At 48.9% G+C, this 20,036-nt stretch carries 16 protein-coding genes and 1 rRNA gene; 15 read left to right on the top strand and 2 right to left on the bottom strand.

Annotated elements, in window-relative coordinates:
- The 12 genes from ACTQZS_RS14290 to ACTQZS_RS14235 all read left to right on the top strand — a co-directional run.
- Window positions 1-91: ribosomal RNA gene (locus ACTQZS_RS14290) — 23S ribosomal RNA — on the top strand; the annotation flags it as partial.
- Between the two features lie 354 nt (window positions 92-445).
- Window positions 446-1,414: a D-2-hydroxyacid dehydrogenase gene (locus ACTQZS_RS14285; RefSeq protein ID WP_441476403.1), complete on the top strand. Its 969-nt coding sequence runs from the start codon at window positions 446-448 to the stop codon at window positions 1,412-1,414.
- A gap of 106 nt (window positions 1,415-1,520) precedes the next feature.
- Window positions 1,521-3,041, top strand: coding sequence for a Y-family DNA polymerase (locus tag ACTQZS_RS14280; protein WP_441476406.1), 1,521 nt, complete (start codon window positions 1,521-1,523; stop codon window positions 3,039-3,041).
- A complete protein-coding gene (locus ACTQZS_RS14275; RefSeq protein WP_441476402.1) occupies window positions 3,038-3,535 on the top strand; it encodes a hypothetical protein in 498 nt (165 codons plus the stop codon). Before ACTQZS_RS14280 ends, ACTQZS_RS14275 begins: the two co-directional genes overlap by 4 nt.
- A gap of 383 nt (window positions 3,536-3,918) precedes the next feature.
- Window positions 3,919-5,028, top strand: a complete 1,110-nt coding sequence (locus ACTQZS_RS14270) for an ABC transporter ATP-binding protein (protein ID WP_441476401.1) — start codon at window positions 3,919-3,921, stop codon at window positions 5,026-5,028.
- A gap of 183 nt (window positions 5,029-5,211) precedes the next feature.
- The gene (locus ACTQZS_RS14265) at window positions 5,212-6,084 is read left to right on the top strand and encodes a carbohydrate ABC transporter permease (RefSeq protein WP_441476400.1); all 873 of its coding nucleotides are present in this window, start codon (window positions 5,212-5,214) and stop codon (window positions 6,082-6,084) included.
- A 47-nt stretch (window positions 6,085-6,131) separates the two neighbouring features.
- The gene (locus ACTQZS_RS14260; protein ID WP_441476405.1) at window positions 6,132-6,992 is read left to right on the top strand and encodes a carbohydrate ABC transporter permease; all 861 of its coding nucleotides are present in this window, start codon (window positions 6,132-6,134) and stop codon (window positions 6,990-6,992) included.
- Window positions 6,993-7,084: 92 nt separating this feature from the next.
- Complete coding sequence (locus tag ACTQZS_RS14255) at window positions 7,085-8,539, top strand: ABC transporter substrate-binding protein (protein ID WP_441476399.1); 1,455 nt, start codon at window positions 7,085-7,087, stop codon at window positions 8,537-8,539.
- 548 nt (window positions 8,540-9,087) lie between these two features.
- A complete protein-coding gene (locus ACTQZS_RS14250) occupies window positions 9,088-9,558 on the top strand; it encodes a MarR family winged helix-turn-helix transcriptional regulator (protein ID WP_441476398.1) in 471 nt (156 codons plus the stop codon).
- Window positions 9,555-12,047, top strand: a complete 2,493-nt coding sequence (locus tag ACTQZS_RS14245; protein ID WP_441476397.1) for an ABC transporter transmembrane domain-containing protein — start codon at window positions 9,555-9,557, stop codon at window positions 12,045-12,047. The genes ACTQZS_RS14250 and ACTQZS_RS14245 overlap by 4 nt, the downstream gene beginning before the upstream one ends.
- Window positions 12,048-12,165: 118 nt before the next feature.
- A complete protein-coding gene (locus ACTQZS_RS14240) occupies window positions 12,166-14,007 on the top strand; it encodes an ABC transporter ATP-binding protein (protein ID WP_441476404.1) in 1,842 nt (613 codons plus the stop codon).
- A gap of 494 nt (window positions 14,008-14,501) precedes the next feature.
- Window positions 14,502-15,104: a uracil-DNA glycosylase family protein gene (locus ACTQZS_RS14235; protein ID WP_441476396.1), complete on the top strand. Its 603-nt coding sequence runs from the start codon at window positions 14,502-14,504 to the stop codon at window positions 15,102-15,104.
- On the opposite strand, the gene ACTQZS_RS14230 is transcribed toward ACTQZS_RS14235, so the two are convergent.
- Together ACTQZS_RS14230 and ACTQZS_RS14225 are read right to left on the bottom strand one after the other, a co-directional pair.
- Window positions 15,105-16,349: an ABC transporter permease gene (locus tag ACTQZS_RS14230; protein ID WP_441476395.1), complete on the bottom strand. Its 1,245-nt coding sequence runs from the start codon at window positions 16,347-16,349 to the stop codon at window positions 15,105-15,107.
- 11 nt (window positions 16,350-16,360) lie between these two features.
- The gene (locus ACTQZS_RS14225; RefSeq protein WP_441476394.1) at window positions 16,361-17,251 is read right to left on the bottom strand and encodes an ABC transporter ATP-binding protein; all 891 of its coding nucleotides are present in this window, start codon (window positions 17,249-17,251) and stop codon (window positions 16,361-16,363) included.
- Window positions 17,252-17,681: 430 nt separating this feature from the next.
- Here ACTQZS_RS14225 and yfcE point away from each other — a divergent pair, with 430 nt between their 5' ends.
- From yfcE to ACTQZS_RS14210, 3 genes are all read left to right on the top strand, one after another.
- The gene (yfcE, locus tag ACTQZS_RS14220; protein ID WP_441476393.1) at window positions 17,682-18,227 is read left to right on the top strand and encodes a phosphodiesterase; all 546 of its coding nucleotides are present in this window, start codon (window positions 17,682-17,684) and stop codon (window positions 18,225-18,227) included.
- A 188-nt stretch (window positions 18,228-18,415) separates the two neighbouring features.
- Window positions 18,416-18,697 carry a hypothetical protein gene (locus tag ACTQZS_RS14215; protein ID WP_441476392.1) on the top strand — a complete coding sequence of 94 codons (282 nt, stop codon included), beginning with the start codon at window positions 18,416-18,418 and terminating at the stop codon, window positions 18,695-18,697.
- Between the two features lie 146 nt (window positions 18,698-18,843).
- Window positions 18,844-19,659, top strand: coding sequence for an inositol monophosphatase family protein (locus ACTQZS_RS14210; protein WP_441476391.1), 816 nt, complete (start codon window positions 18,844-18,846; stop codon window positions 19,657-19,659).
- Window positions 19,660-20,036 lie beyond the last annotated feature (377 nt).

Here is a 20,036-nt window from a genome sequence, read left to right as displayed (position 1 = left end):
CCCCTTAAAGACGATAAGGTTGATAGGGCAGAGGTGGAAGTGCCGTAAGGCATGGAGCTGACTGTTACTAATCGGTCGAGGGTTTGACCTGAAGCATAAGTTGGAACGGAAGGAGGGGATCCGGAGACGGATTCCCGGGAAGAGTTTGTGTGTTCAGTTTTGAAGGTATGTATTAAAATCTATAAAGATATTCCGCCGATCATTTGTTATTGCAGATGATCGGTTTTTTTTACGCGAACAGTGAGCCGCAGCCGAATGCGAAGTATTCGTGTGCGGCGAGCGTCGCGATAGCGAGATAAAACTCGCGCAGCGTGTTTTATCTCGTTGGGTTTGCCAGAAAACGTCAGAGGTATTAGACTAATACCAAAAGACAAATCAGAATGAAAATAATGAAAAGATACATCAGAATGGAAATGATGAAAACATACAGTTGGAGGTATTGATCATGGGCTGCAGGATTCTTGTATACTGGAAAATAACAGAGGAGCAAAAGCGGAAAATCCGGGCAATCGCGAACAGACATGGCTGCGAGACCATTTTTGTTACGGATCCGCGGGAGGCTGAAGAGGAGGCAAAGAGTGCGGACGTCATGTTCGGGGCGGATCCGGGACCGTTGCATGCGGCCGGGAATCTGAAGTGGTTTTGTACCTGCTGGGCAGGAGTGAATCATTATCTCCAGGAGGGCGTTCTTCCAAACAGCACCTGCTTGCTGTCCAATTCTTCGGGGGCATATGGGGTCTCCATCTCCGAACACATCATTATGACAGCGTTGATTCTGATGCGCCGGTTTGAGGCTTATGAGAATATAATGAAGAATACCGCAGTGCGAGAATGGCGCCACGACATTCCGATGTATTCTCTGTGCGGAAGCCGGATTACCACTCTCGGAACCGGTGATATCGGAAGCACCTTTGCTAAGCGTGTGAGGAGCTTTGATCCCAAATCGGTTATCGGGGTAAGTCGCAGTGGAAGACAATTAAAGGAATATGATAAGGTCCTTCGGGTGACAGAGCTGGATTCTGTGCTTCCGCAGACAGACCTTCTCGTCATGAGCCTTCCGGAGACCCCGGAGACAATTGGAATTTTGAACAGAGACAGAATCGCGCTTCTTCCGGAAAATGCTTTTGTGGTCAATGTGGGGAGAGGAAGCGCAATTGATGAGAAAGCACTCACAGATGCTTTGAACGAGGGAAGACTAGCCGGAGCAGCGCTGGATGTCATGCAGACGGAACCTGTGCCGGCAGACAGCCCGCTGCGCACTGCGAAAAATATCCTGCTGACACCGCATTGCGCCGGTCAGATGACACTGGATTATACGCGCGAAAAGAGTGTGGAAATGTTCTGTGAAGATCTGGAGAATTATCTGAGCGGAAAAGCGCTGGTCTATGGTGTCAGCAAAGAAAGAGGATACTGATGCATTTTCCGGTAAGCGGTCAGATGTAAAGGTAATAGAGACGGATACGGTAAATATCCGGGTGTATATTCAGAATGTGCCGAAGATATCGGAGGCAGGGTGAACGATAGTGGGGCGTACTTATATTGCGATCGATTTAAAATCCTTTTACGCATCAGTGGAATGTCAGGAGCGTGGACTTGATCCGCTCACAACGAATCTGGTGGTTGCCGATGTGTCACGCACAGAGAAGACAATCTGCCTTGCGGTCTCTCCTGCGCTGAAGGCATATGGAATTCCAGGGCGTGCCCGGCTTTTTGAAGTTGTTCAGCGGGTCGGTGAGATAAACCGGGAGAGACTCCGGAGAGCGCCGGGAAATGTTTTTTCCGGGGCATCGTCTGATGCGGAGGAGCTGAAGCAGAACCTGGCTCTGGAAGTGTCTTATATCGCGGCCGTTCCCCGGATGGCGTATTATATAAAGTACAGCACACGGATTTATCAGATCTATCTGAAATACATTGCGCCGGAAGATATTCACGTATATTCGATCGACGAGGTCTTCATCGATGCGACGGATTATCTTAAAACTTACGGAATGACGGCACATGAGCTCGCAATCACGATGATTCGTGATGTGCTGAAGGAGACCGGTATTACGGCAACGGCAGGCATCGGGACCAACCTTTATCTGGCGAAGATTGCGATGGATATCGTCGCGAAGCACGCGGAAGCTGACGCGGACGGCGTGCGGATTGCGGAGCTGGATGAGATGAGCTACCGCAGACAGCTCTGGACGCACCGGCCGCTTACCGATTTCTGGAGAGTTGGCAGGGGCTATGCGAAGAAGCTTGAAGAATTCGGCATGTACACGATGGGAGATGTTGCCCGCTGTTCGATCGGCGGAGCAAATGATCTCTGCAATGAGGAATTGCTGTATAAGCTTTTCGGCGTCAACGCGGAGCTTCTGATCGACCATGCCTGGGGATACGAGCCGTGTACCATAGATATGATCAAAAAATACAGACCGGAAAGTAATTCCGTCAGTTCCGGACAGGTGCTGATGTCACCTTACAGCTTTGAGAAGGCTGCGGTTGTGGTACAGGAAATGGCGGACGTTATGGCGCTGGATCTGGTCAGCAAAAGGATGGTAAGCGACCAGGTTACGCTGACAATCGGATATGATAAGGAAAGTCTGGAAGATTCGGAGATTCGGAAGAAATACCGTGGCGCGGTCACCAGTGATCACTATGGGAGAAGAATCCCGAAGCATGCACATGGTTCTGCGAAACTTTCCGGCGCAACTTCCTCGGGACAGGAAATTACGCGCGCAGTGATGGAAATTTACCGTCGGACGGTTGATCCGTCTCTTCTGATCCGTCGGATCACAATTTTCCTGGAACATGTAATTCCGGAGGACGAGGTGCCGGATACAAGCTACGAACAGATGGACCTTTTTACGGATTACCATGCGCTTGAAGCGAAGAAAGAAGAAGATAAAAGAGAGCATGAAAAAGAGCGACGCATGCAGGAGGCTATGCTCTCGATCCGTGAGCGGTTCGGAAGTGACGCGGTTATCCGCGGGCTGAATCTCCGGGATGGCGCGACCGGGTTGGATCGGGCAAAGCAGATTGGAGGGCACAAGGCATGAACAATGAGAAAGAGGAGCCTGAAGTGCAGAATAGAATGAAATCGGGATCTGCAGTGGGAAAAGAGAGAAGTTCGTTCCCTTATGAGGACATCGTTAATCTGCCGCACCCGGTTTCGCGATATCATGTGCCAATGCCACTGATTCAGCGTGCGGCGCAATTTGCGCCCTTCGCTGCACTCACCGGATATGACGAGGCGATCGAGGAGACCGGCAGACAGACGGATGACAGAGTTGCACTTTCCGAGAGCGAGATCACGATTCTGAACCGGAAACTGCAGATTCTGGAGCAGATTCTTGACCGCAGGCCGGAGGTTACGATTACTTATTTTGTGCCGGATTTGCGGAAAAAAGGAGGAGCGTATCACACCGTAAGCGGATCTCTGGAAAAAATTGATGCGCAGCATCAGCGGATTGTGATGCGCTCCGGGGAAGTGATTTCTATGGACCGGCTGATCGGCATAGAGGGAGATATTCCCGGGGATGGTTTTACATGATTCAGTATAGAAGGAGATAATCTCCGGGATGGTTCTGCCTGAGCTGGTTTTGTGAAAAATCAGACAGAAGGCGTTGAACTTTTTTCTCAAGTCGCTTTCTGCTATTTTGTTTCACTGAAAAATCATTTACATAATCTTAATCTAAAAATGACCCGGAGTATCGGGACGGCGGGTCATACAACAAGCCAAAAGGCAAAGGCAAACCCTGTGGATTCTGTAATGTGAGGAATCCACAGGGTTTTTCTATGTTTACACATACAGGCGACGGGGCTGATTTTTTTACTTTATCTTTACCTGCACAGGATAACGGAATTAACGAGGCACGAATAAAATGGAAAAGAACAAAAAAATTAAAATTATTCAAGAAAGCAAGAGAATTAAAAATGGCAGGAATTACATTATCTCACATTTCGAAAACCTACCGCAACGGGTTCCAGGCGGTCAAGGATTTTAATCTGGAGATCGGAGACCACGAATTCATTGTATTTGTCGGCCCTTCCGGCTGTGGAAAATCCACGATGCTTCGCATGATCGCCGGAATGGAGGATATCTCCGAGGGAGAGCTCTGGATTGGAAACCGGCTTATGAACAGTGTGGATCCCGGAAAGAGAAATTTGGCGATGGTTTTTCAGAACTATGCGCTCTATCCGAACATGACGGTATATCAGAATCTGGCATTCGGGCTCAAGGCTCATAAGGTGGATAAGACAGAGATTGAGCGCAGAATTCAGAAGGCATCCGCGATGCTTGAGATCAGGAGTCTTCTGGACCGAAAACCTGCGCAGCTGTCCGGAGGACAGATGCAGCGTGTGGCAATCGGAAGTGCAATTGTCCGGGATGCAGATGCTTATCTGTTTGATGAGCCCCTGTCCAACCTGGACGCAAAGCTCCGGACGCAGATGCGTGTCGATTTGAAAAAAATATACGATAAGCTCGGTTCTACCGTTATCTATGTCACCCATGATCAGGTAGAGGCAATGACCCTCGCGACGAAAATTGTTGTCATGAGGGATGGAATGGTGCAGCAGGCAGGAACACCGAAACAGATATATGAGAAGCCGGTGAACCGGTTCGTCGCAGGTTTTCTGGGACTGCCGCAGATGAACTTCCTGAATGCCTCCGTGGAAATGGAAGCGGGGCTGGCATTTCTGAATACCGGAGACTTCAGGATTCCTCTTCCGCTGAGATTTCATCGCAGCCTGATGGAAGGATTGACAGAAGGTACCAAGGTGGAGATCGGAATTCGACCGGAAGATCTGATGACGGAGGGAGAACCTTCTTATGCAATCCCGTTTGAAATTGAGATGATAGAAAACCTCGGCTCTCATTTTTATCTGCACGGGTTTGCGGGCAGTCAGAGTACAACCGTGAAGCTTGAGAGCTATAATCCGAAGCGCAGAGACAGACAGATGAAGCTCTACATCGATCCGGAGAAGATGCACCTGTTCGACAAGGGAACGGGAGAGTCGATCGAAGAATTTCTGCTGGGATAAGCGGAAGGAGTAAACAGTGACGATGAAGAAGAAACAGCATACGTGCTGTATACAGGATACACAGAAAATACAGGATACACAGAAAATACAGGATACACAAAAGATACAGGTTACGCAGAAGATACGGGCTACGGAGAAGATACAGGCTGCACAGAAGATACAGGAAAACGGAGGTGCTGAACAATGACAGGAACCGGACAGTTAAAGAAAAAGGCGGGGCCGTACGGTTATCTGATTCCCTCCGCAATCATATTTGGAATTTTCCTTTTCTACCCTTTTGTAAAGACGATTTACCTGAGCCTTTACAAGACAAATAAGCTGGGACAGGCAAAGCTCTTTGTCGGGTTTGGAAATTACAAGGATCTGCTTACCAGCGCCAGCTTCGCGAATTCGCTGTCAGTAACCGCAGTCTTTGTCGTGATCGTTGTGATCGGAGGAATGCTGCTGGGACTGATCGGCGCGGTGCTTTGCAACAAGACATTTCCGGGCATACGGTTCTTCTCAACAGCATATGCGCTTCCGATGTCCATTGCATCGAGCTCGGCAGCTCTGATCTTCCGGATTATGCTTGACCCTACCATCGGTATTGTCAATAAGCTCGCGCACACGAACATCAACTGGCTGAATGATCCGAGATACGCTCTCGTGTGCGTGGCAGTGCTGACAGCCTGGCTGAACAGCGGAATCAATTTTCTGTATTTCAGCGCGGGACTTGCCAATATCGATGAGGAGATATATGAGAGAGCATCGATCGATGGCGCGGGTCCGGTGCGGCAGTTTTTCCAGCTGACACTTCCCGGACTTCGGCCGATCATGTTCTACACAATCGTCGTGAATATCATTCAGGCCTTTCAGTCCTTCGGTCAGGTAAAGATCCTGACGCAGGGCGGACCCGGAGAATCAACCAACCTGATTGTCTATTCGATCTACCGGGATGCTTTTTTCAATTTCCGCTTCGGGAGCGCGGCTGCGGAATCGGTTGTACTCTTTCTCATCATCATGGTACTTACTCTGCTGATGTTCCGCGCAGAGAAAAAAGGAGGTAAAACACGTTGAACAATACAGATGGATGCATTTCGCTTTCGCCGCAGGAAATTGAGGCGATGCGGGAGGAAAGTATCAGATTAAACAAAAAAGCAATCCGGGTTAAGAAGGGGAGGAAAGCAGCACGGCTGATGATCAACATCGTCGTGGCATTTATCATTCTGCTTCCGCTGCTCTACGCGGTAAGTATCGCGTTTATGCCTTCGTCGGATCTTTATACCATGAATCTGAATCTGATTCCGAAACATCCGACACTTGAGAATTTCCATCAGGCACTCAGCAAAATTCCTCTGATCCGGTTCATCATAAATTCGTTCCTCGTAGCGGGCCTGATCACGCTCGGACAGATCATTTCCTGTTCCCTTGCTGCATTTTCTTTCTCCTTTCTGGAATTTAAGGGAAAGAAAATCCTGTTCATGCTCGTTATGGCAACGATGATGGTGCCGGGGGAGGCAACAATCATCTCCAACTATCTGACCGTTGGACAATGGGGATGGCTGAATACGTACCGGGTTTTGATCATACCTTATCTGACAAGTGCGATGGGCATCTTCCTCTTCCGGCAGTTTTATCAGTCTTTTCCGATTTCAGTGTATGAGGCGGCAAAAATTGACGGCTGTTCCAACCTGCGCTTCATCTTCCGGATTCTGCTTCCCCTGACAAAGGCGGCAATCGGAGCAATGGCGGTATATACCTTCATCAACGCATGGAATATGTATATGTGGCCGCTGCTTGTAACCGGAGATGAGTCCATGAGAACGGTTCAGATCGGACTGAGCATGCTGAACAGCGTAGATTCCCAGTCGATCACGATGATGATCGCCGGCGTTGTCATGATTATTCTGCCGTCGATTTCAATCTTTATTATCGGACAGAAGCAGCTGATCCGCGGTATGTTCTCCGGAGCAGTAAAAGGCTGACCGCTGATTCTTCATCTGCTTTTTCAAGGGTCATAACCGCCGGAAACGACGGATGACATATATCACTCATTTTTTTACATTAGGAGGGAAATATGAAAAAAAGGTTACTGACACTAACTGCCGCTACACTCGCGGCAACTATGGTATTCGGCGCATGCGGATCCAGTACCGGAAGCTCTTCTTCTGAGTCTTCCGCCGCATCGCAGGAGAGCACAGAGCAGGCAGCAAGTACAGATACCGCGGAACAGACCACGACGGCTGCTGCAGATTCTGCGTCATCTGCGGCAGCAGACGGAAGCACAGCAAGCTCTTCCGGCAAGACGACCATCACCTTCTGGCATTCCATGGGCGGTGTAAACGGAGATGCGCTTACACATCTGGTAGATCAGTACAATAAAGAAAACAAAGATAATATCTATGTAGACGCAGAGTATCAGGGTGAATACGATGATACCATCAATAAGCTGAAGAGCGCGCAGATCGGAAACATGGGTGCGGACCTTGTTCAGGTATATGAGATCGGAACCCGTTTCATGATTGATTCCGGATGGGTTGTTCCGATGCAGGATCTGATTGATGAGGACGGATGGGATGAGTCTCAGCTGGAGCCGAATATCGCGGCTTACTATACGGTAGACAACAAGCTTTATTCCATGCCATTTAACTCCTCTACCCCGATCATGTACTACAATAAGGATATGTTCGAGAAGGCTGGCATCACAGACATCCCGGATTCTCTTCCGAAGATCGACGCGATCGCAAACGATCTGGTACAGAAGGGCGGAGCCGGTGAGGCAATGTCCATGGGAATCTATGGATGGTTCTTCGAGCAGTTCCTCTGCAAGCAGGGCGCAAATTATGTAGACAACGATAACGGACGTACCGAGGCTGCGACAAAGGTTGAATTTGACAGCAACGGCGCCGGTGAGAAGATTCTCTCCCAGTGGAAGAAGATGTATGATGACGGCACCGCACCGAACGTAGGACGCGGCGGAGATTCCGGTCTTGCTGATTTCACAGCCGGAAAGAGCGCGATCACTCTCGGATCTACCGCTTCTCTTGCGCAGATTCTGCAGGATGTAAACGGCAAGTTTGAGGTAGGAACCGCTTACTTCCCGAAGGTAAGTGACGATGATCAGGGCGGCGTTTCCATCGGTGGCGCTTCTCTGTGGGCACTTGATAACGGTGACAAGGCGAAGCAGCAGGCAGTATGGAAATTCGTAAAATTCCTTGTTTCTCCGGAGAGCCAGGCATACTGGGCAGCACAGACCGGTTACTTCCCGGTTACAACAGCTGCGCATGACGAGCAGGCATTCAAGGATAATATCGCAAAATATCCGCAGTTCCAGACAGCTATCGATCAGCTGCATGATTCCAAGCCTGAGTACGCAGGTGCTCTGATGAGCGTCTTCCCGGAGGCAAGACAGGATGTAGAATCCGGAATCGAGAACATGCTGAATACGAATCAGGATCCGGCAGAAGCAACAAAGAGCATTGCGGACAGCATCAACAAGGCTATCGAGGATTACAACGTAGTAAACAGCTGATATCTTCTGGCGTCCTGAGGCAGGAGATGCCGTCCGAATGGCGGCTCCGGAAATGATACGCATCAGAAAGAAGAAATAGAACTCCATGACAGGCAGGCCTGAAGGCACCGGTCATGGAGTTTTTTTACGCGAACAGTGAGCCGCAGCCGAATGCGAAGTATTCGTGTGCGGCAAGCGTCGCGATAGCGAGATAAAACTCGCGCAGCGTGTTTTATCTCGTTCATGAAGTGGTTGACGGTCATGAGATAGAAGAGTAAAATATGCTTTGCTACTTAGTTAACAGTGTTAATAATTATCACAGATAAATATTATCATTGCCAATAATTGCACCGGCCAACTATTTATCTGTTTCATACATGCACTTGCTTTCAGATGAGCATTGTTTCATACAGAGTACCGCGGATAATGGCGCTTTCACAGTTTATGGCTGTTTCTGGGTTGGAACAGTTCATGCAGAGCGCTTACAGATCATAACCGGATATAAAGCATTGTATGTAAGCAGCAGGGATTGAAGGCTGTACAGCCGTATTCGAGGAAAGGAGTAAAGGATGGATCAGCTGGAGGAGGAACTGATTAACGCCATGCATCAGTTTCATAAGATGCGCCCCGTTTTCTGTTTTTCAGGAATCAGCAGGGGCAAAATCATCGTCGTGGGAACAGCGTGGCAGATTTATAACAGCAGAGAGGATCACAAGGTGCGTGTGAGTGATATTGTTTCACGAATAGGAATGCCGGCGCCCGGTGTATCGCGCATCCTGAAGGGCCTTGAAGAAGAAGAAATCCTAAGACGGAGTCTGGATCCGAATGACAGACGCACAACACTGGTTTCCTTCACCGACAGAGGTATGAGCGAGATACAGAAAAATATCCGTTCAATTGAGAAAGCTCTTCATGAAATTATTGAGGGTATGGGAGAAGAAAAAGTCCGGATGCTCTGCTGTCTGCTGAATGAGCTGTACGCACAGACGGAATCGGTTTTTTCAAAATCTGACTGGAAAACGGAAAGGGAGAATTCATGAGACATATTTTCGGAAATCTGAAGAAGTACTGGAAATCGGTGCTGATTCTTGCTGTGCTGCTGATTGTTCAGGGCTTTTGCGAGATGTCTATGCCGCAGTACACGCAGAATATTATCGATGTCGGAATCCAGAATAAGGGAATTGAGCACATTCTTCCCGCCAGAATCACGGCGGACGAATACGACGAGGCGCAGATTTTCATGGACGGGGATCAGCGGAAGGAGTGGCAGGCATCGTATGTTGAGGACGGAGAGAACTATACGATCAGAGATCTCGGAAAAGAGGAGTGGAAGAAGCTTGATAAGGACCTTCTGACTCCCGTGGTCATGGCTTATCAGCTTGGGCATATGAGTGAGGAAGCTTTCCGTGATATGGTTAAAAAACAGGCTGAGTCGGCACCCGTGACTGCAGGGCAGAAGGATGCGATGACCGGCGCAAATGGACAGGCGAACGGTGCGGATGCGATGGCCGGCGTGAATAGCCAGGTGACGGGCACTGATGCGATGACCGGCGCAAATGGACAGGCGAACGGTACGGATGCGATGGCCGGCGCGAATGGACAGGCGAACGCTGCGGATGCGATGGCTGCCGCGGAGAGTCAGATCGATTCTATGTCTGCGGAAGAGCTCGCCAAGGCATTTCATCTGGATGTACATATCTTCGAGGCGAAGGATGAGAATGGCAGGAAAGCCACATATGTTGATGTGAGACCAGCAATCCGTCAGATGATAGAAAGCGGACAGATGACAGACGATCAGATTTCCGGGATGAGAGAGGAGATTAGCAGTGCCATCAGCAAAACAGGTGAACAGACAATGAAAGCCATGGCGATCCGCTATGCGGCAGATGCGGATCAGAAAGCCGGTGTGGATGTGAACAGCCAGCAGAAGCACTATCTCTGGATCAGCGGAGGGAAAATGATGCTGATCGCGCTTTTGATGGGACTTGCCGCGATTGCGGTCTCCTTTTTCGCTTCAAGGGTCGGTGCAGGGGTCGGCCGGGATCTGCGGTATCAGGTGTTCCACAACGTCATCGGATATTCCAGCGCAGAGATGGAAAAATTCCAGACATCATCTCTTATCACCAGGGCGACAAATGATGTGCAGCAGGTGCAGATGGTGACGACCATGCTGCTTCGTATGGTTCTGTACGCGCCCGTACTTGCGGTATGGGGTGTCGTAAAGGTTTACCAGTCTCATGCGAAGATGAGCTGGGTGATTGCGCTTGGAATTGCGGTCATCGTGGGAATCATCCTTGTTCTGGTCATGCTTGCCATGCCGAAATTCAAAATTATGCAGAAACTGATTGACCGTCTGAATCTGGTGTCCAGGGAGATCCTGACGGGGCTCATGGTTGTACGGGCATTCGGAAGAGAAAAAACAGAGGAGGAACGGTTTGACGAGGCCAATATCGATCTGATGCGTACGCAGCTGTTCACAAACCGTGTGATGACCTTTATGATGCCGTCCATGATGTTTGTGATGAGCGGGCTCAGCGTACTGATCACCTGGGTCGCTGCGCATCGTGTGGATGCCGGCACGCTTCAGGTCGGAGCCATGACATCCTTTATCACCTATGCGATGATTATCATATCCTCCTTTATGATACTGACTGCGATGTCCATCATACTTCCGAGGGCAGGCGTAGCGGCGGACCGGATTCATGAAGTAATTGCCACAAAACCTTCTATCGTGAACCCGGAACATGAGGAGAAGCCGGAGAGCAAAAAGGGCGTGATCCGATTTGATCATGTAAGCTTCCGCTATCCCGGCTCGGAGCTGGATGCCCTGACGGATATTTCCTTCACGGCGGAGCCGGGAAAAACTACGGCAATCATCGGAAGTACCGGTTCGGGAAAGAGTACGCTCGTGAATCTGATTCCGCGGTTCTATGATGTAACAGGCGGATCTGTCACGATAGACGGGGTTGATATCCGTTCCATGAATCTTCATGAACTGCGGGAAGAGATCGGATTTGTGCCGCAGAAGGGAACCCTGTTCTCCGGGACGATTGCCTCCAACATCCGTTTCGGACGCCCGGATGCATCGGACGAAGAGGTCAGACGCGCCGCGAAGATCGCTCAGGCTGACGACTTTATCGAGGAAAAAGAAGATGCCTATAACAGCTTCATATCACAGGGCGGAAGCAATGTATCGGGAGGGCAGAAGCAGCGGCTCTCGATTGCGCGGGCGATCGCGAAGAAGCCTCTGGCGCTCGTTTTTGATGACAGCTTTTCCGCTCTTGATATGAAAACAGATGCGAAGCTCAGAGAGGAGCTGTCACGGGAAGAAAAGGATGCGACAAAAATCATTGTCGCACAGAGAGTCAGCACGATTCTGAATGCAGATCAGATCCTTGTTCTGGATGAGGGAAAAGTGGCAGGACTCGGTACACATGATGAGCTGCTGGACAATTGCGAGGTTTACAGACAGATCGCTGCTTCACAGCTTTCACAGAAGGAACTGGAGGGGACGCGCCATGCAAAATAACAAAAATCAGAATCTGCGGGGATTCGGGAAAAATCAGAAACAGCAGGAAGAGATGAACGCAGATGCGGAGAAGCGGGCGCGGGATAAGCAGCTGGAAGAGTATCGCAAAAAACAGAAAATGTCCAGGCCAATCGGACACGGCCCCGGTCGTAACCAGGTTGCAGAAAAACCGAAGAATTTCAAGGCATCCTTTGGAAAGCTGATGCGTTACATCGGGCGCTACCGGATTGCGGTTATCCTTGTCATGATTGTTGCGGTACTTTCGACGATCTTCAATGTCCTTGGACCGAAGATCATGGGAAATGCGACAACCGAGCTGGCGGAAGGACTGATGCGTAAAATCCAGGGAACCGGCGGAATCGATTTTGAAAAGATCGGAAGAATTCTGATCTTTACACTTGCCCTGTATCTCGCATCTGCCGGATTCAGCTTTATTCAGGGATGGATCATGACGTCAGTCAGCCAGAAGGTTGCCTATCGCATGCGCCGTGAAATCTCTGAAAAGATTGACCGTATGCCGATGAAATATTTTGAAAGCAGGCCATACGGAGATGTACTCTCGAGAATTACAAATGACGTAGATACGCTTGGAACCGGTCTGAACCAAAGCATTACGATGATCATATCGTCTGTTGCTACGATCGTCGGTGTTGTGGTGATGATGCTGACAATTTCCCCGCTGATGACATTGATCGCGGTCGTCGTCATTCCGGTGTCCGGAGCCCTGGTTGCCTTCATTGTAAAAAAATCACAGAAATATTTTATCCGGCAGCAGGATTCTCTCGGAATCATCAACGGACAGATTGAAGAGGATTTCTCCGGTCAGCTGGTGATCAAGGCATTCAACAGAGAGAAGATCGTTATGGGTGATTTCAACAGCACAAACAGCGATCTGTATGATTCAGCGTGGAAGTCACAGTTTATATCCGGAGCGATGATGCCGGTTATGAATTTTATCAGCTATCTCGGGTATGCCGGTGTCGCGATTTCCGGAGGACTCCTCGCGATCCGCGGCGTGATCGGCGTCGGTGATATTCAGGCGTTTATTCAATATGTAAGCAATATCAAGCAGCCGCTGGCACAAATGGCTCAGGTTATGAACCAGGTGCAGTCCATGACAGCGGCGGCGGAACGTGTCTTCGAATTTCTGGAGGAAGAAGAGGAATCCCAGGAGTCCCGGGCGGCGCTTCCGGAAGAGGCGGACGCGGTTCCTGCCGGACAGCAGGCTGTATCCGGAGAGGTTGATTTCGAGCATGTTCGTTTCGGCTATGATCCGGATCAGATTGTCATCAAAGATTTTTCCTGCCATGTGGATCCGGGACAGAAGATCGCCATTGTCGGGCCGACAGGAGCAGGAAAAACAACCATCGTAAAGCTTCTGATGCGTTTCTACGATGTGAACAGCGGAACAATCCGGCTGGACGGACAGGACATCCGAAGTATAGACAGACATCAGCTTCGAGAGAATTTCTCTATGGTTCTGCAGGATACCTGGCTCTTTTCCGGCACTATCCGGGAAAATATCCGCTACGGACGGCAGGACGCAACGGATGAGGAGGTCGAGGAGGCGGCAAAAGCCGCTCATGTGGATCATTTTATCCGGACACTGCCCGGCGGATATGACATGGTGCTGAACGAAGACGCGACAAATGTGTCACAGGGCCAGAAACAGCTTCTGACCATTGCGCGGGCGATGCTTTCAGACCGCAGCGTCCTGATCCTGGATGAAGCGACATCTTCCGTAGATACAAGAACCGAGCAGCTCATTCAGAACGCTATGGATCAGCTGATGAAGGGAAGAACAAGCTTCGTCATCGCACACAGACTGTCCACAATCCGAAACGCCGACCGGATCCTGGTACTCAACCACGGAGATATCGTAGAACAGGGAACCCATCAGGAACTCCTCGCACGCAACGGATTCTACGCCGATCTCTACAACTCACAATTTTCTGTATAAGTCCAGTCGCAATGTTCTTGGCCCACGGGGAGCTTGCTCACCAGTGGGCGAGAACATTAGCGACGACAACAGGTATGAGCATGTAGCGGTGCGAAGCACCGCGAGAATGCTCATTCCTGTTAGCGGCACGGAAGCTGCGAAGCAGCGAAGTGACGCGGGGGACTTATACAGTACAAATAGTGAAGAGCCCTTCGAAAACGCATACAGGTCTCGTCGCACGCGAAGCGCGCGTAAGAGACTGGATGCGATTTCGAAGGCAACAGGTATAAGCACGAAGTGACGCGGGGACTTATACAGAAAATGGCTCGATGTTCGTATCCAATGTTACAGAATTTTTTCTCAGAATGCCCCAAACTAGAGAAAAACAATGGAAAACATAAACGAGATAAAACACGCTGCGCGAGTTTTATCTCGCTATCGCGACGCTCGCCGCACACGAATACTTCGCATTCGGCTGCGGCTCACTGTTCGCGTAAAAAAGAGAATCCCTGCCGATGGCAGAAATTCCCGGAAAGTGTGAGATAATGACAATAGAGGAGATCAGAGAGAGACTGGAAACGGATGAGAGAAATCGTTCGTACACCGATCGGGGAATTCATCCTGTCTTCCAGGTGAGCAGCAATGCCAGGATTCTGATTATCGGTCAGGCTCCGGGGCGGAAGGTGGAGGAATCCGGCATACCGTTCAATGACAAATCCGGAGAAACACTGATCCGGTGGATGGGAATTGACCGGGAGACGTTTTATTCTTCGAAGATCGCAATCATGCCGATGGATTTCTATTACCCCGGGAAGGGCAGGTCCGGAGACCTGCCGCCCAGGAAATTTATTGCGGAGGAGTACCATTCAGATATTCTCCGGCTAATGCCGGAAGTCGGACTCACGATTTTGATCGGCAGGTACTCTATCGATTACTATCTGAAAGATCGCAAGAAGAAAAATCTGACCGAGACCGTTGCTGCCTATCGGGAATATCTGCCGGAGTATTTTCCGATTGTACATCCGAGCCCGCTGAACTTCAGATGGCAGCGGAAAAATCCATGGTTCGAGGAGCAGGTCGTTCCGGTGCTTCAGGAGAATGTGCGGCGCCTTTTGTAATCATTGTCCCTTCCAGATCATGCGAAGTACCTCTGCCGGTTTCGGCGTGGTTCCATACAGGAGAACACCAACACGGTATATCCTGGCGGCGAGCACACCGGTTCCGAATACAGAAACCGCGAGAATGGCAATGGAGATGGTAATCTGCCAGGAAGGCACTGTACTCATGGCGATTCTGGTGAACATGGCCATGGGAGAGGTAAACGGAATAAAGGAACACACCAGCATCGGGAGATTGTCCACTTCTCCGCTTCCAAGTGCGGTCATTACGACGATAAAAGCAATGATGAAGAGGAAGGTGATCGGCATGATAGCGGTATTGATGTCCTCGAGCTTCGAAACCGTCGATCCGACCGCCCCGTACAGAAAGGCATAGATCAGGAAGCCAAGGATAAAAAATACCAGCATAAACAGCAGCAGATGAAGCGGAATATCAAAGATTGAGGTCACAATCTTATTATCCGCCCAGTCACTCCTGGTAAGGTTGAAGAGCAGGAAAGCGGTTCCGAAGACACAAAGAAGCTGGACAAGACCCGCGAGACAGGCTGCCAGTACCTTGCCGAACATCATTTTTACCGGGTCGGCACTGGTGACCAGAAGTTCCATGGCGCGGGAGCTCTTCTCTGTCGCAACACTAGTGCTGACCATCTGTCCGTACAGAAGGATCACCATATACAGGGCAAAAATCATAATATAGGTGTAGAAGAAATTCTGAGACTGATCCTTCCCGGTCGTCTCCACCGTGTGTGACACCTCTGTCGCAAGAATGCTTCCGGCCCGTTCCGGAGAAAGACCGGCTTCGGTCATTGCCTTTATTTCAGAGATTCCGCGGAGAATCTGGTCGGCGATTTCCGGGTTGGCATCATACATGGAGAGATTTTTGACAAAATATGTGTAGTTCTGTGCATCTTGAAGCAGAAAGCCGCAGTCTGCGGTCCCATCGTTGATTTTGCCCCGAATATCAGCAACGTCCGGATCCGTGATGGTTATCTGATAATCCGGGAATGCTTTCTCGAAGGCTGCCTGCGCCTGCTGCGTAAGTGCGGGATCTCCGGAGGAGAGCAACATGACTTTCTGTTCCTCGCTATCAGAATTGCCTTTAACCAGTCCGGAAATCTTCGGAAAAAACATGATGACGGAAAGCAGAATCATCAGGACGATTGTGGTGCCGACGAAAACCTTGTTTTTGAAATAATTTCCAAGCTCGAACCGGAAAATTGTCTTGAACTGATTCATGTGACTCATAGATTCTCCCTTCAGATCTGATCTCTGGTGGTCTGTACAAAAATATCGTTGAGTGAGGGCTCAAATATCCGGACTTCATTCACATCCCATTTCGTGGTCAGAAGCTGCATCTCCCGGCGGCAATCCTCCGTATCGTTCAGCTTGATCCGGATGGCACCATCCTCAGTGAGAACAGCCCGGTCTCCGTAATATTCGAGAATCTGTTCCTGCATAGAAGAACGGACAAGCAGTTCATTGCCTGCCATTTGGTGCCGGATTTCCCGAAGATTTCCGGAGAGAACAATGTGACCTCCATTCAGAATTGCAATTTCACTGCAGAACTCTTCGATGTAATTCATCTGATGACTGGAAAAAAGAATGATTTTTCCCCGCTTCATCTCGTCTCTTACTACTTCCTTCAGAAGCTCCGCATTCACCGGATCCAGACCGGAAAAAGGCTCGTCCAGAATCAGAATATCCGGATCATGCGCGAGAGCAGTGACGAGCTGGATCTTCTGCTGATTTCCCTTTGAGAGAGCGTCCAGCCGTTTGTTGCTGTATTCGGACATCCCGAGGCGTTTCAGCCAGCTGTCAATCGCTGCGCGGGCATCTGTTCGCTTCATTCCCTTGAGCTCCGCAAAGTACAGCAGCTGATCCGCAATGATTTTCTTCGGGTAGAGGCCACGCTCCTCCGGAAGGTAGCCGATTTTCACCGAATTGTGGTCGATCGGCTTTCCGTCAAGCAGGATCTCACCCCTGTCTGCCGGAAATACGTTCATCAGAATACGTATGGTGGTCGTCTTACCGGCACCATTTCTTCCCAATAGCCCAACAGCAGTACCGCTTTGCGCAGTCAGGCTGATTCCCTTCAGCACCTGATGCTCGCCAAAACTCTTATACAGATCCTTTAGTTCCAGTTTCATGCGGTTCCTTTCTTTTCGTAATTTATGAATAATACTTGTGGGTTTCAGCCCCGGCATTTCCGAAATGCGCAGGCTTTTTCTGCTTTTGATGAATCAACAGCGGGGATGCTCATCCTTTTAATGAAACGACAGCAGAAATCTTCCGCTTTTGCTTAATCAACAGCAGGAACGTTTCTTGTACATTTTCAGTATAAGGTGTATATATTTCTTATGGCAAGTTAATTTATGCGACACAGGGCGTATCGTGTATACATTTTTTATTCGGATGAATTTGCGTGACACAAGCGGCATATATTTATTGCGGCAGGTAGATTTGTGTGACACAAGCGGCATATATTTGTTGCGGCAGGTAAATTTGTGTGTTATAAGGGAAATATATTTTCTTGCGAGAGGCAGCACGCTGGACAAAAAACGTTAAGGATGAAAAACGATGAGAATAATGATAGCTTCTGATATTCATGGATCTGCATATTATTGTGGGAAAATGCTGGAGGCGTTTGAGCGTGAAGAAGCGGAGCGTCTGATGCTGCTCGGAGATATTTTGTATCATGGTCCGCGAAATGATCTTCCGAGAGAATATGCGCCCAAGAAAGTCCTGAAGCTTTTGAACGAGAGAAAAAATGATATCTTCTGCGTGCGTGGAAACTGTGATACAGAAGTGGATCAGATGGTATTAGAGTTTCCCATCATGGCAGATTACTGCATCCTGATGGCGGGGAGGAGACTTGTTTATGCTACGCATGGTCATCGTTTCAACAGGAGCCAGCTCCCTCCGATCCGTCAGAATGATATCCTGCTCCATGGTCATACCCATATCCCCGCATGGGAGCAATTCGGAAGCAATAACCTTTATCTGAATCCCGGCTCCGTGTCCATCCCAAAAGAGGATTCTCCTCACAGTTATATGATCCTGGAAGATCATACATTTATATGGAAGGATCTGGATGGAAACGAATATCACAGGACAAGAATCTGAGGGATATTGGTTAATGTATGATGAAATCCTAGCTGCAGAAATAATTGAGGGCAGAATAATAGCTGCTGAATAGTAGACAGAATAGTAGCTGCTGAATGTTGGATAGAATAATAGATGCTGAATGGTGGACAAATAGTAGCTGCTCTATGGTGGACAGATCAATAGCAGCTGAATGGAGGTCAGATCAGATGGACATACCTGAGACCCTGGAATTACTGCGAAAAAAGGCACTGAAAGATGATGGACTGCGTAAAAGACTTCTGGCTACAAGAAATAGCGAAACACCTCTTGCTGATTTCTGCAGAATCAGCACAGAACAGGGATTGCCAATGTATGAGATGGATCTCCTGGAGTATGGGGAAAACTCATATGCCGCTATGCGCAGGAGTACAAACGGGGGAGGGGAGAATTCCCCGCTTCTTCAGTACGAGGACGACTATTACGAGCTGTTTCTGAGCGAACTGGAATAAATATGAACAATATCGAAAGGCAAACAATATATAAATAGGAATAATATTTAAATACGAAAAATGTATAAGGACGAACAATATCTAAATAGGAATAATATTCATACACGAACAATATCTAAATACGAACAATATCTGAGGTGAATGAAATGAGCATAGCAGACAAACAGCATATCCTGACTGATATCAGAGAGGCTGCACTGGAAGCAGGGGCAATTATGAGATCTGCACATGAGGGCCAGGATGAGATTTCTCCGGACAAAATCAAAGCCGGTCACGCAAATTTTGTCACCGTATATGACAAAAGAGTACAGGAGTTTCTGACCGGGCGGCTCGGTGACATATTGCCGGAGGCGCATTTTGTAGGAGAAGAAAACGGAAAGGATGCTTTTGATGAAAGCTTTCGGCAGGGATTTACCTTTGTAGTAGACCCTATAGACGGCACTTCAAACTTCATGAACAATTATGGCCCGAGTGTCACATCGATCGGACTTTTCAAGGATGGAAAACCATTCATCGGGGTTGTATACAATCCCTGGCAGGAAGTGATGTTTTCGGCCGCAGAGGGTGTCGGTGCTTTTGAGAATGGAAAAACTATTCACAGCTCAAACGAGCCGCTGTCGATGAGCCTGGTTTCCTTCGGGACCGCTCCATACTATCCAAATCTGCGGGATCAGGTCTGGAAGGTCGGATCCTTCTATCTTGACAGATGTGTTGATCTGCGGAGAAGCGGAAGCGCAGCCTGGGATTTGTGCATGGTAGCTTCCGGAAGAACCGGTCTGTTCGTGGAACCACTCCTGCAGCTGTGGGATTATGCAGCCGGAGCAGTGATTCTGACGGAAGCAGGAGGCCGAATTACAGACCTTGCGGGAAAAGAGCTGGATTTCTGTGGGCCATCCTCCATAGCAGGAGCGTCTGCAGGAGTCAGCCGGGGAGATTACCTTCCGTTGGGGATAGAGGATTGATCCGGGATTCCAGAAAATAAAAAGTTGAAAAAAGTTGAGAAAAAGGGCTGAAAAAAAGATTGAGAAAAAGATAGAAAACGCTTGACGCAAGGTAAACAACGTGATAAAGTACTTTATGTTGTCGCGGAAAACAAAAAATCCAAGACAATACAGAAGTAACACAGAATGAACATTGACAACTGAACAGTAAAACACATCCTCGAAAATTCAAATGAAGTTTTATAAAATTTTTGTTTGAACGATCGAAAGTATTCAACGGGTTATCGAACTGTTCGCAGGGAGATAACGAATTGATTACGATCCTTTAAAACAGTAAAAAGGGATGAATTAGCCAAGTGTTAATTCTGAACGAATCAATCTTTTTTATGAGAGTTTGA

Source organism: Bilifractor sp. LCP19S3_H10, assembly GCF_052119185.1.
In the GTDB taxonomy this organism is placed as follows: Bacteria; Bacillota; Clostridia; order Lachnospirales; family Lachnospiraceae; genus Bilifractor.
Note: the sequence above shows the minus strand (reverse complement) of the source record. Positions and strands in the feature narration are given on the sequence as shown.

Coding starts and splice junctions, on each gene's coding strand:
- ACTQZS_RS14270 (WP_441476401.1), top strand. CDS start 3,919: ATGGCAGGAATTACATTATCTCACATTTCGAAAACCTACCGCAACGGG.
- ACTQZS_RS14215 (WP_441476392.1), top strand. CDS start 18,416: ATGGACATACCTGAGACCCTGGAATTACTGCGAAAAAAGGCACTGAAA.
- ACTQZS_RS14265 (WP_441476400.1), top strand. CDS start 5,212: ATGACAGGAACCGGACAGTTAAAGAAAAAGGCGGGGCCGTACGGTTAT.
- ACTQZS_RS14255 (WP_441476399.1), top strand. CDS start 7,085: ATGAAAAAAAGGTTACTGACACTAACTGCCGCTACACTCGCGGCAACT.
- ACTQZS_RS14230 (WP_441476395.1), bottom strand. CDS start 16,349: ATGAGTCACATGAATCAGTTCAAGACAATTTTCCGGTTCGAGCTTGGA.
- ACTQZS_RS14225 (WP_441476394.1), bottom strand. CDS start 17,251: ATGAAACTGGAACTAAAGGATCTGTATAAGAGTTTTGGCGAGCATCAG.
- ACTQZS_RS14210 (WP_441476391.1), top strand. CDS start 18,844: ATGAGCATAGCAGACAAACAGCATATCCTGACTGATATCAGAGAGGCT.
- ACTQZS_RS14285 (WP_441476403.1), top strand. CDS start 446: ATGGGCTGCAGGATTCTTGTATACTGGAAAATAACAGAGGAGCAAAAG.
- ACTQZS_RS14260 (WP_441476405.1), top strand. CDS start 6,132: ATGCGGGAGGAAAGTATCAGATTAAACAAAAAAGCAATCCGGGTTAAG.
- ACTQZS_RS14275 (WP_441476402.1), top strand. CDS start 3,038: ATGAACAATGAGAAAGAGGAGCCTGAAGTGCAGAATAGAATGAAATCG.
- ACTQZS_RS14250 (WP_441476398.1), top strand. CDS start 9,088: ATGGATCAGCTGGAGGAGGAACTGATTAACGCCATGCATCAGTTTCAT.
- ACTQZS_RS14245 (WP_441476397.1), top strand. CDS start 9,555: ATGAGACATATTTTCGGAAATCTGAAGAAGTACTGGAAATCGGTGCTG.
- ACTQZS_RS14235 (WP_441476396.1), top strand. CDS start 14,502: ATGGCAGAAATTCCCGGAAAGTGTGAGATAATGACAATAGAGGAGATC.
- yfcE (WP_441476393.1), top strand. CDS start 17,682: ATGAGAATAATGATAGCTTCTGATATTCATGGATCTGCATATTATTGT.
- ACTQZS_RS14240 (WP_441476404.1), top strand. CDS start 12,166: ATGTCCAGGCCAATCGGACACGGCCCCGGTCGTAACCAGGTTGCAGAA.